Origin of the sequence: Aquimarina hainanensis (genome assembly GCF_042684685.1) — a bacterium.
Taxonomy (GTDB): domain Bacteria; phylum Bacteroidota; class Bacteroidia; order Flavobacteriales; family Flavobacteriaceae; genus Aquimarina; species Aquimarina hainanensis.
On sequence record NZ_JBHULX010000027.1, the window covers coordinates 65608 to 77946 of the forward strand.

A 12339-nucleotide genomic window follows, 5' to 3' on the forward strand; every position below is an offset into this window, starting at 1 on the left:
ACAGATAAAAGATTGTTTGAAATTCGAAGATGATACAGAAGGTGTTATTTTTAATCACTATTCGTTCTGTGAAATCATAAAACATATCATGGTGCAATATGGAAACATCACTTATCAAGAAGCTGACAAAAAACTAAAAAATCATTTTCTGATTGAAATACCGAAATCCAAAGATGATGTAGAGTTTTTGGGGCACGAATTAGAATTTCATTGGGCGATGCATGTCTTGTATGGAGATATGTATTGGACAAAAGGGATACCAAGTGATTTCAATAACTTTAAGGAAGAATACCTGATTTGGGAGGCTAAAATTAGAGTAAAACACAACTTAAAAAAACCGTATTTATATTACGAAATAGAAGAATAATAAGGAGAGATAAAACATGAAAAACGGATGCACTATTGCAGATGCAATGAACACCTATAATACAGCACTAAGAATCATACAATCCAAAGGGTATAAAATTTTTCTCATTCCAGATAAAAGAGAAGAATACTTTGGGGATTTCTGTGCTGTCAAAGGCAATCATAAGTTTATTGGTGGGGATCCATTAAGAGTATTAGGTCTGGTTTCTATTTGGGAAAATACAGGTGATGATTGGCAAAACAGTCATTTCTCTGAGCAGGATATAAATGAAGAATCTTTATATGACAAAATCCTTTCAAGAGCCTATCCTGATAGTGTTGAAGATTTTAATAGCTTGTCAGATAAAGAGTTCGCAGATTTTGTGTTGGAGTATAGATTGTTTTTTACACATGTTTTAGATGAAAAATTTCCGCAAAATCCATCAAGAGAAGATATGTTTCAATTAGTTAGTACATTTTACCTGGAATGATCATCTTAAAAAAGAAGAAAACGATAAAAAAATAATGATACACTAAGATAAGTATATACTGATGTCCAACGTGGAGAAATATCAAATTCGATTGCAACAGGAGATAGGCAATAGAGCTAGTTTTATGAATGCTACAAAATGGAAAGCTTTGTTTTTAATACTAAAAGAAACAGATCCGTCATACATTCTAAAAGTGAAATTGCTTTTGGAGAATGAAATACGAGAAACGACTATTCCAAACTCCAAAAATTTTATCAATAAAAAATACCTTGAAGAATATTGGGGGGTATTTGAACTAAAAGAAATAGAATGGATTTTAGTTCCTTCTAAAGTTACATTAGAGAGAAAAAACAGGGAAGAGTTGTTGGTTCCAAAAGTAATGCATCAAAACATTGAAGTCATAGAAAAAGCACTTCAACGAGGAAAACAATTTGAATATGAAACATCAGATCTAGGATTAAAAATTTATGGATATCGATAATAAAATCATCCTTAGAGATAAAAATAAAGAACAAATAGCAGAGGTGCTCGTACACAGTTTTACAGAAAATCTGGTAATAGGGACTATAGTGTCCTATTCGTTTGATTCCATATTGCAACAAAGAATAACTGAATTTGAGCATATAGTACAGACGCAACAGTTTAGTGTGCTAGATGAAATTGCAGCTCAATTAGATGCGTATAACTGGCAAATAAATGGTAAAGATTGGGCGATTTTTGATTTTCAGGTATTCAATACTAAAGATATTTCGTTTCGAGTTATGAGAAAGAATAAATTTGCAACAACAGACTTTATAGCAGAACTCCAGTTTTTAACTACCGAACAAGGTGGGAGAAAAACTTTTGTTACATCAGGTTACAGACCTCATATAGAATTTGATGGATTTCCAAACCACCTAACTTCTGGACAGCAAACCTATATCAACCAGAAAACGGTTACTCCAGGAGAAACCGTAAAAGCCGAAATTTCTATTCTAAGTAAAGATTATTTTACCAATCGGTTGTATAAGGATATGACATTTAAATTTTGTGAAGGAAAACATATTATGGGGTATGGAAAAATAATTGAGCTTGTGAATATGCATCTAAAGAAATAAGCAATGAAATTAATACCACTCAAAGATATAAATGATGAGCAAGAGTTTTGGAGAGGAACCCGTTTTAGACAATACGAAGTTACTTTGAATGCAGAAAGCAAGGAAGAGGATTATTATGAATATATGCTTGCCGAAATCCCAGGAGAAAAAGACTATATGTTATTAACCTGTATAGAAGGCTATAAAGCGGGAATTGCTTTGGCATTGGTAAAAATGGCAGAAGATAAATCAAAACGTGTTGTAAAAGGAAAGGCTGTTAAATATTCGATGGGAACAAAAAACACCTATGTAATAGAAGAATAAATACTAGTAAGTAACTATAAGCAATGACATTACCCAAAAAAGGATTTAGATCAATAAATGTAAATGATAGGCTATACAAATACAAGGTAACAGGTGAAGACGGAGGTATACGTGTTATAGTAGGGCTTCCTAATAGTAATGGACAAGTTCTAATAGGGTGGATTTCTTATCACTCTAGTCATGTGTCCAATTTGAACTCAGAGGGTATTGCAAAAAGTTGGAGTTTATATCAAAGAACTATTGTAACACCTAAAACGATTAGAGAGGTAATTTTATATGGTTTGGATAATAACTGGAAACCAGAAGAAAACCTAAAACAAATGCTTATTCCTGATTTAGATGATAAGATTAATTTGCAATTAAAAGAAATAACCAGATTTCCAGACTTAAAAAAAGAAGAAGTCGCTGTCGTATTCGAATTACAGAACAAAAGATTAAATGTAGACTTTACAATGTATAAGGGAGAAGGAAACATCTATCATAAATTTGACAATATCCAGTTAGCTCAGAAATTTTCTGAATCAAAGATTAAAGAAAATGACGATTTATCATGCTGGATTCTTAATGATTTTAACAAAGCACTATTGTTTATTAGTCAGAAAGAAACTATTGAATTTGAAAACTGATCAAAATATAAACATAACCGAAATATTTTATGAATAAACCACTACTACAATTATGGGATACCGTTGGGCTGGGAATTATCATAGAATATCCTACAGGAGTTATAATTGCTAACCAAACAGGAGGAACCGCTTGTTTGTATTCTACATGTGAAGGTGTATACCTGCCACTAGCAAATGATTATAATGAAAAAACAAAAGAGTTTTTAAGTCCAGAAATAGAACTGTCAAATTATTTTCAAGGAGCAAAATACAAAGGTAATGGTGCCATAAAAGGTATTGATCTCGAAGATGTCAAAAAAATAAATACGATTATCAATAAATCAGGCTTGAGCGAATTAATAGAAATAGATGTAGAACGATTAGCAGCATCACACGAAGCTTGGATACGGATAAAAATTAATAATAACGAGAATACTCAATTAATGAATGGGTTTGAGAACTACCCTCTAAACGGAGTATTAACTTGGGCGAATAGTGATTAATAGTAGTATGAAAAACCAAATTCAACATATAGAAGAACTCTTAGGCATTACACTGGAGAAGTATGATTACAAAAACGAGCATCAAGTAAATACCTATAGTACCTGGACAAAAAGTACTAACATAAGAGAATTTGTTTTTGAGGATATCAGCATTGAAAATATCAATGTATTACTGCCTTTTTCGAAGCACTTACATACCGTAAAACTAACCAATTGTACAGTGCATAATATTAGCGAACTATTCAATTTTGAAAACTTAGTAAATATCACGTTGGATAATGTAACTATAACCAATGTTGAGGAATTAATGCATGAGGATGGGGATACATGTAATAGAACTTATGAAGGGTTCTTACAAGTAGTGGATTTAAAAAACATGGCAGTAGATCATTTAAGTGTGTTATTGCCTATGGCAAAAAATCTTACATATATATACCTGACCAATTGTATAATCTGTAATTTTTATGAAATCAACTTGTTTCCTAAGTTACACCATTTAACATTGGATAAGGTCACAATTAACAGAAGCGATCGGGATCACTATCATACCATTATACCTGATAGAAAATTTTGGTTTTTGTATCTTAAAAATATGGATATAGAAAACATTTCCGATTTTTCATCTATTTCAGAAACGATCATTGATATAGATATTATAAACTGTAAAATAGGTAGTATTAGAGAGCTTCATCAATTTCCTGCGCTAAAGTGCTTAACTATTGATGCCTTAACTACTGTTGATGATGTAAAACCAGTTACACCAAATTTACCTTTCAAACTTAAAGAATGTGTTATTCCGGCAATAGAGGAAGAGGCAACACGAGAAACTTTTGATTTAGAAAAACTGGGAGCAATAGCTAGTTATATACAAACACTCACCTTTAAAAATGATAACATTAGCAATATAGATTATCTTAAAAACTTAACCTCACTAAAAGCTATAAAATTTGATCGCGTTACTGCCAGGTTAAAAGACTTTTTACCCATAGCGGCACAAATTATTTCTTTAGATTTTTCAGAATCAACAATTAAAAACAGCTCTCAAATACAACACTTTAAAAATCTGGAGGTTTTAAAAATAGATGCGGATACCAGTGAACAAAGTTTTGAAGATTTTAAAATGCTGCTGCCCTTAAAAGATCAAATAAAGAAATTTGATCTTTGGGAGTTCTCTGATAATCATATGAATAATCTGGAGCTAATAGAACAGTGTACCAACTTAGAATCATTATTTGTTTTACGTGCTTCAAAAAAAGTGGCTAAACGTATTTTTACCTTATCCAGTTTAAAAAAACTATCGGTACGTATTCATGCCAAAAAAGAGAACGTATTTGATGTAAAAGCGCTTAAAAATATAGAAGAACTCTACATAGAAAGTGAAGAACCTATAAGATTAAAAGGAGTTAAACATCTTGAGCATTTAAAAGTACTAAGCCTGGATTCTTATTGTAACTCAAAAAGATTACATCAAATTAAAAACTTACAATATTTAAAGGTTACATCTTCTGTCAATATTAATGAGTTGCCCACTATACCAACGCTTACAAAGTTAAAGATAGAGGTACATGAAGATTATGAGATTTTGGGTTTAGAACAGTTTCCCAATCTAACAGAGCTTTCTATAGAGGGCACCAATAAAATAACACTGGGGCTTTTACCAAAATTAAAGGTGTTGGACATTTCTAGTACATTTCCACAAGAGATTGATTTTTTAAACAAGTTGCCCAATCTGGAAAAACTGTCTTTAGAAAATAATTGCTTGACAGAAGTAAAAGGATTGGATACGCTTGCTAATTTGAAAATGCTAAATATTTCAGAAAACACAATTCAGAATATAGATGGACTAGCCAATTTAAAAAGCTTAGAACAGTTGAACTTATACGAAAATGAAATTTCTGAAATACGTATTTTGAATACATTACCAAGCCTAAAGCAAGTAAATGTAGCAGGAAACACCATAGAAAAACCCGAGGTTTATGATCAGTTAAATAAACCCGAAATAGCTGTGTTTTATGGTTTGCCCAAAGTACCTTTTTGGATATGGAAAGATCAGGATTTTGAGTTGTAATATGCTAACAAAATAATCAAGATGATGAATTTGGATGAAATAAAAAAAGAAGCAGCTCAATGTAAATGTGATGATATACCATCGTTATCATCAAAGATCACGGAACTAAAAAATAAAGGAGTCTCTTTTTTGGGGTGTGTAGCATTTGTTCAGGTCAATCAGCAGATTACATTAAAAGAAGCCAGAGAATTAACCGTGAAATTAGATGCATATAACGAAGAAGAAAAAAAACGAATTGATGAGGCGTATCAATTAATGCTTAGCGAATTTAAAGAAGAAGAATAAGTTGTAATAAAATAAACGAATATAAATGTAACCGCTGTAAATATTGATTGCTATATGTGTTTTCAATATAAAAGCTTAATATGACAGCAAAACAAAAATAACCTATACTATCAAACAAAAGATATTGATACTACATAAGTATGTTGAAACATCTGTAATAAAGGTATAAATAAGTAAAAAATGAATTGGAATAATTATCTATCTCAAAATAAATCACCTAACTCTTATGCTCACTTGGGAGTCCTGGAAGGAGCCGTTCGTTGTCCGTTTGATATTTCGGAATTACCTAATAATACGAAAATACTAGGGATGAATACACCTCTGAAAAAATTTAAGTTGACGTATACAAATTATGATTCTTTGATAGGTAATGAAATCATAGAAGCTATAACATTAAATGACTTAGATGAAAATCGGATAAATACCTTTTCTACGTTACCCAACCTAAAATACCTTCATGTTTCTAATAATAAGCAAATCTCAATTCCAAGTTTATCTCCTTTAAAATCATTAGAGGTACTCATCTTAAGTGGTATTAAAAAGGTAGAAAACATTGATTTTATTAAGGATTTGAAAAAATTAAAAACATTATACGTCTATGGTATAAATAACCTTTATGATATAACCCCAATCGAAACACTTATAAACTTAAAAGAATTATGGTTAGACCATGGAAAAATGAGTGGAACTGGAAAAGCGATTAGAAGCATGGAGCCGATATCCAAATTAACAAATTTAGAATACTTGAATTTCATAGTAAATATCGAAAACAAGAATTATGATATTTCTCCTTTGTTAGAACTAAAAAAAATAAATCACTTGAGAATCTTACCTAGGTTTTTGAAAAATGGGCAAAAGGAAATTATTGAAGAAAAGTTTCCTAACATAAATATAGTTTAAAAATCCATTGATAATGGAGCTATAAAAAGGTATCGTCGATATTGAGTTAACATAATAAACGAAATACTTGAAGCGTCAATCAATCTAATGCCAAGCGAATTTAAAAAGAAGAATAATAACAGAAGAGATGGACAAACTTAAAAACATAGAAAAAGCACTCGATATTAAGTTCGAAAAGTACGAATATGATAAGGATCAAACTCATACATACGAGACTTGGGGCGAAAATAATCGTATTATTGCTTTAACCATTCAAAATATAAGTATTGACAACCTGGATCTCTTTTTACATCTCGCAAAAGAAGTGTCCAGACTGACCTTTATCAATTGTACGATTAAGGATATTAGTGACCTGATTCAATTTGAAATCCTGCGTGAGTTTACTTTAGATAAGGTAACCATTGGTAATATAAATACACTATACAATAACAAAGATTGTACTACGAATTACGATGGTAATTTGAAACATATTACTATTAAGAATATGACCATTGACCATCTAGCGGTATTACAACCCATGGCAAAAAAAATTGATCATATTTTTATTACAGATTGTACGATTCATAATTTTTATGAGGTCAATTTATTTCCAAAACTATACGATTTACGATTAAAAGGGGTTACCATTGAGCAATCAGAAAATGATATCATTCATAAAGCAAAACCGGATAGGAATTTTATCAGAATTCTCTTAAGCAATATGACCTTTGATACTATAGCTCTATTTTTACCTGTTTCAGAAAATGTAAAACATATTGGATTAAATAGTTGTACAATTAATTCAATTAAAAACGTGCATCAATTTTCTAAGCTGGAGCGTTTAGAGATGGACGCTGGTACTGTTATTAAAGATCAAGTACTGTCTAAAGACAAAGCAACTGCATTTAGCATAAAGTATTGTATAGTAGGAGAAGAAAGATCTTATCCAAAAGCAAAAGTCAACTTGCAAAACTTGGCAGCTATAGCACATTATATCAAAAGCTTAGAATTTCATCAATACGTACCTGACGATATGACGTTTTTGCAACACTTTACCCAACTCGAAAAATTAAATTTTGAATATAGTGTGGTTCCCATTGATAATTTTATACCCATAGCACCTCAAATAAAGGAATTATATTTCAGTCAATCAGAATTAAAAGAATCGGCACAATTAAAAGCGTTTACACAATTAGAAAAGATTATATTTTTCACCAATCCACACGAAAAAGGGTTGGTCGATTTAAAAAAACTCCTACCGTTAAAACATCAGCTTAAAAAACTAAAGATAGATGAAGATGAAGTGAAAAATATATCGTGTATCAAAGAATTTACAGTATTAGAATCCTTAGATATAACAGTTACCTCTATTGCCCAAGCTAAAAGTATTTTAGCATTTAAAACCCTTAAACGATTACGATTGTATATAGATATAGAACCCGAACCAAAAGATACTATAGCTATAGATGTAAGTGCTTTAACGAACCTAGAGACGCTAGAACTTTGGTGTTATTTTTCTATTGAATTGATAGGTATAGAGTATCTTCAAAAGTTAAACAACTTTACGCTTTATGGGAATTTAAAAAACACAAGATTAGATACCTTACATAACCTAAAGTACTTACGATTAGATGAGGATACCGATATAAACGAAATACGTTCTATAAAATCTTTAAAAACCTTAGTGCTAGAGGCATCAGACGCATCCAAAATTAATACTTTAAAGCAATTTCCTAATTTAGAAAATGTAAACATTAGCGGAACTTCTAAAATTAATTTGGGGAAACTGAGTAAACTTAAAGTTTTAAAAGTACAATGGGATTTAAATTTAGCAAAAACAACCTGTTTTGATGATGTACCCAACCTCGAAAAACTAGACTTAAGTTGGTGTAATATAACTCATGTGAATAATTTAGAAAAGCTTACCAAACTAAAAGTATTAGACTTATCAGAAAATGGTACGATAGAAAATATAGATGGATTAAAAAATCTTAAAAAGTTAGAACAGCTAAACTTATACAGCAATAAAATTTCAGATATCAGTGTGTTAAATACATTGCCATGCTTAACAGAAGTCAACTTAGCGGGTAATAAATTAGACAAGAAAGAATTTTTGCAACAACTAAACAAACCAGAAATAGCTATCTTTTATGGATTACCATATGTGCCTTTCTTGATATGGAAGACCCAGTATTTCGAATTGTAGAACTATGGTGAAATAGTCAAAATTGTTTTATAGATTGCAATACTACGAATATGGATTGACGTGCTACGAATATTTCTTGATTATAGGATGTTGGTATTAAGATGTTTAAAATTGCAGTATACATAATGTGCAAAACGTAAGCGGTAACTACAACTCATAAACAATGATAAGATTAGATGAATTACATATTTGGAAAAAATTAAGTAGCCCATATGGTAACTCTGAACTAATACCATCATTGATTGACAAGCTTTCGAAAACGTTGGATAAAAAGATTGCAGACGAATTAATCTGGGAGCACATTTATCATCAAGGGTCAGTATATGAAAATACACTTGCTACCGTGCCTCACTTATTAAAAATAATTGAGAAGTCAGATAACGTTGAATTTAATCTTAACATGATAGCTTGTCTGGGAGTTGTTTTAATTGACCTTGACAATATATCATACGTAGAACAAATATTCGAAGAGAACAACCTTGATGAAAAAGAAAAAAACAGCATTCAGATAGCATTTATTGATGCCATAGAAAAGTTTAGGATCTTAGTAAGCCATTATGTGCCTAATACCAGGATTTTAGATGAGGAGTCCAAACGATTTTATTTAATAGCATTTTTAGTTTCAATACAAAGACATAAAGAAGCTGAAATATTTAAAACGTTCAATATGAATGACGAATATATATTTGTATGTCCTAATTGCGAAGAAGAAACCTTCTTATGGAATGAAGAAAATGTTTTAAATGCCTATTGTAGAGATCCCTCTACCAACAAAAACCAAGAAAAGTTAAGAATTGTTTTAGATCAATCTAATATAAATTTAAAGTGGTTAGAAAAACCAATTGATATAATAAATATCAATTCGCTAAAACCATTACTTCAATATTTTAAAGGAGATATAAATTGTCATAGTTGTAGTAAAAAACACAATGTGTTTGAAGGAATAATGAATAGTATATAAAAGCTATAGCCATCTTTTTGAAGACTTATTTGTACTCTGTTGAAGATTTATCAAATAGAGAACAAAGTTGATCTTTTATCAAGTACAGGAAAGATTAAAAAAATGAAAATTACACTATCTATTATCGTGACACTTTTGGTTGTATCGATGCTTGTTTTGGTAAGATATCGACTGATTCACTCTAAAATAATTAGAGGAGCCTCAGAGGTAAAATATAAAATGATTGATCTGGGACAGCAAGATATTTTTAGACATGGGTTAGAATCTTTATTAGGAAAAAAAAGAGTGTTCTTAAAAACACAAAATAAAGATATAGAATGGCTGTATATATCTAAAATAAATTTCAAGAAGCTTTATCCCGAAAGTCCAATAAAAATGAAGGAGAAGAACTACACCATAAAATTCAGCTATGAAACAAAGCGCTTAATTTTTGGTGGGTATGCTTGTGCAAAAATTATTTCTTTCGAAAAAATTAATGAAATTCCCGAAGTATTAAAATGACGAAAAGCAACATTAAATTAAGATTTATCCTATGGTTCATTTGCATGAGTCTAAGCACAACGGGATTGCTGATACTTATAGGGTTGCTTCTAAAAACACTTTTATACGAAGGTGTGGAAACATTTTTGCTTTTCATGGTATTTCTATTGAGTCTAATGGTCATGGTAGTGCTCATTATTTTTAAAGATTTTAAGTACATCGTCATAAATCGAGAAACACAAACAATCAAGTGGCGTTCGATATATTATCCATTGGGAAAAACAGTCAGATTACAAGATTTTAAAGGATATATAACATCTGTAGAATATGGTCGGTATGAAGATTATAGGACGGTTCACCTGGTAGATAAATCATCTAGAACCTCATTTAAGATAAACGGACTATTCTACAAAAATTTTGACGAAATTTATGAAGCAATTGAGCTAGATGAAATAAAAAAATATCATTTCGGCTTTTGGAAATATCTAAAACTAATCTGTACAGGGAGAATTCGAATAGAATAAAAAGGATATCGGGACTTTAAAAAACAAAAAGAACAGATGAAACTAACAATGCCTATAGAAATTGATTTGCTGGATTTTTTTAAGACAGGAAGGTTTGATCATCTAAAATTGGGACAAACCAAAGAATGGATTGTAAATAATTTTCCTGACCCGGATTGTTTTGACGCTGATTTTTTGACAGCGGAGGTTAATATCTGGACCTATGGTGGGATTGAACTGCATTTTGAAAATGAAAAACTCTATTTAATATTTTCAGATTATTGGTACGAGGGAAAATTAGATAGTGGTAATCAACTAAAATTAAACAAATGGATCTTTGATGATATTAGCCAACTCAACCTGTTATTTGTGATGACAAAACTAAACGAACACAATATTGATTATAAAAAGAAAACCGATAACCTGGGAGTCTTGTTACGATTAAGAAGTGGTGTCGAATTGACCTTTGAAAATATAGATGATATTGAAGGAGTAAGCACTAATAGTTTTCAATTAACTTCCTTCTCCCTGGTAGCAGAAAACCCATATCGCTGGAAAGAGTAATCTTGTAGTATGAATAGTAGAGATCGTTATGCCGAAATCATAAACGGAATGAAATCCGAAGATAAAATGGTACAATGGCGGACTATGGTTAAGTGGTGTATTCTGTGGATTGAGGTAGAGAAAAAAGAGTTAAAACCGCTCCTTGAATTCATAAAAGCGTGTAAAGAAATGGGATTTTGGCAGCGGTATTATCCCAGCCAATCACATTGTGCTTTAGGACTTTCATTAGGCAAAAATTATGAAGAAAGGTATCACTTACCCATGGTGTATGTCAGTTATAATCCAGTCGAAAACAATTTTGCTATACAATATCAAAAAGGACAAGGCGGAGAAACTGTTAGAGTAGTATGTGGGAGTCGTATCTCTAAAAAAGAGTGGAGAGACATAGAAAGATGGTTGGATAATGAAAAAAAGAATAGCAGAAGTCTTGAAAATGAATAAAAAAGAAAAATTAATCCAGGAGATACAGGAAGCTTTTAAAGGAGTAAAACTCGATGATGGGATCGGTCTATGGGAAGCACAAGGACATGATGATAGGGGAAGTGAGGTAACATGTAAAAAGTTAAGAACCAAAGATGAAACAAATGATTGGACAAAAATTTCTTTAATAGATATGTATACCTGTAGTAGTGCTATATCTTTTTTTGATGCCAAAGGAATGTGCTTTCATATGCCTAAATACCTGTTATTGGCATTGGGAGCCTACAAAAACGAAGAACAAAAATTGATAGACCAAGGACTAATAGAAGAATTTTATAAACCTGATATAGAAGATCGTTTAACAACGATAACAAGGTATTTATCCGATAAGAGTAATAGTCAGGATAAAGAGTTTTATAGACAATATTTTTCATTGTTTACCAAGAAACAGTTACTGTGTGTGGTGAGGTTTCTCGAATATAGAAAAGATGAAATAGGAGAATACTACACGAGTGATGAAGCAAAAGCATTAGGGATATCAGCAACAGCAGTTAACTATGATAAAGAGTATCTCCAACTGCAAAAAGCGATAGACTATTGGAGTAATAATTTTCTAATACAATGATTTA

General features: G+C 31.0%; 17 protein-coding genes. All 17 read left to right on the forward strand.

The window, feature by feature from the left end:
- Positions 1-16: 16 nt before the first annotated feature.
- Positions 17-367, forward strand: coding sequence for a hypothetical protein (locus ACFSTE_RS13625; RefSeq protein WP_378258510.1), 351 nt, complete (start codon positions 17-19; stop codon positions 365-367).
- Between the two features lie 16 nt (positions 368-383).
- A complete protein-coding gene (locus ACFSTE_RS13630; RefSeq protein ID WP_378258512.1) occupies positions 384-836 on the forward strand; it encodes a hypothetical protein in 453 nt (150 codons plus the stop codon).
- A gap of 61 nt (positions 837-897) precedes the next feature.
- The gene (locus ACFSTE_RS13635) at positions 898-1317 is read left to right on the forward strand and encodes a DUF6678 family protein (protein WP_378258514.1); all 420 of its coding nucleotides are present in this window, start codon (positions 898-900) and stop codon (positions 1315-1317) included.
- Positions 1304-1933 (forward strand): hypothetical protein, encoded by a 630-nt coding sequence (locus ACFSTE_RS13640; RefSeq protein ID WP_378258516.1) that lies wholly within the window; start codon positions 1304-1306, stop codon positions 1931-1933. Before ACFSTE_RS13635 ends, ACFSTE_RS13640 begins: the two co-directional genes overlap by 14 nt.
- Before the next feature lie 3 nt (positions 1934-1936).
- A complete protein-coding gene (locus ACFSTE_RS13645; RefSeq protein ID WP_378258518.1) occupies positions 1937-2236 on the forward strand; it encodes a hypothetical protein in 300 nt (99 codons plus the stop codon).
- Between the two features lie 23 nt (positions 2237-2259).
- Positions 2260-2862 (forward strand): hypothetical protein, encoded by a 603-nt coding sequence (locus tag ACFSTE_RS13650; protein WP_378258520.1) that lies wholly within the window; start codon positions 2260-2262, stop codon positions 2860-2862.
- Between the two features lie 29 nt (positions 2863-2891).
- On the forward strand, positions 2892-3344 hold the full coding sequence (locus tag ACFSTE_RS13655; protein WP_378258522.1) for a DUF6210 family protein: 453 nt from the start codon (positions 2892-2894) through the stop codon (positions 3342-3344).
- Positions 3345-3351: 7 nt separating this feature from the next.
- The gene (locus ACFSTE_RS13660; protein ID WP_378258524.1) at positions 3352-5412 is read left to right on the forward strand and encodes a leucine-rich repeat domain-containing protein; all 2061 of its coding nucleotides are present in this window, start codon (positions 3352-3354) and stop codon (positions 5410-5412) included.
- 21 nt (positions 5413-5433) lie between these two features.
- On the forward strand, positions 5434-5697 hold the full coding sequence (locus ACFSTE_RS13665; protein WP_176027568.1) for a hypothetical protein: 264 nt from the start codon (positions 5434-5436) through the stop codon (positions 5695-5697).
- A gap of 180 nt (positions 5698-5877) precedes the next feature.
- Complete coding sequence (locus ACFSTE_RS13670) at positions 5878-6597, forward strand: leucine-rich repeat domain-containing protein (RefSeq protein WP_176027567.1); 720 nt, start codon at positions 5878-5880, stop codon at positions 6595-6597.
- Positions 6598-6724: 127 nt separating this feature from the next.
- The gene (locus tag ACFSTE_RS13675) at positions 6725-8782 is read left to right on the forward strand and encodes a leucine-rich repeat domain-containing protein (RefSeq protein WP_378258527.1); all 2058 of its coding nucleotides are present in this window, start codon (positions 6725-6727) and stop codon (positions 8780-8782) included.
- Positions 8783-8945: 163 nt separating this feature from the next.
- Positions 8946-9743: a hypothetical protein gene (locus tag ACFSTE_RS13680; RefSeq protein WP_378298196.1), complete on the forward strand. Its 798-nt coding sequence runs from the start codon at positions 8946-8948 to the stop codon at positions 9741-9743.
- Between the two features lie 102 nt (positions 9744-9845).
- Complete coding sequence (locus ACFSTE_RS13685; RefSeq protein WP_176027564.1) at positions 9846-10244, forward strand: hypothetical protein; 399 nt, start codon at positions 9846-9848, stop codon at positions 10242-10244.
- Positions 10245-10288: 44 nt separating this feature from the next.
- Positions 10289-10747: a hypothetical protein gene (locus ACFSTE_RS13690; RefSeq protein ID WP_176027563.1), complete on the forward strand. Its 459-nt coding sequence runs from the start codon at positions 10289-10291 to the stop codon at positions 10745-10747.
- Positions 10748-10783: 36 nt separating this feature from the next.
- Positions 10784-11290: a hypothetical protein gene (locus tag ACFSTE_RS13695; protein WP_378258535.1), complete on the forward strand. Its 507-nt coding sequence runs from the start codon at positions 10784-10786 to the stop codon at positions 11288-11290.
- A 9-nt stretch (positions 11291-11299) separates the two neighbouring features.
- Complete coding sequence (locus ACFSTE_RS13700; RefSeq protein ID WP_176027561.1) at positions 11300-11731, forward strand: hypothetical protein; 432 nt, start codon at positions 11300-11302, stop codon at positions 11729-11731.
- Positions 11694-12335, forward strand: coding sequence for a DUF6714 family protein (locus ACFSTE_RS13705; RefSeq protein ID WP_176027560.1), 642 nt, complete (start codon positions 11694-11696; stop codon positions 12333-12335). Before ACFSTE_RS13700 ends, ACFSTE_RS13705 begins: the two co-directional genes overlap by 38 nt.
- Positions 12336-12339: the final 4 nt, after the last annotated feature.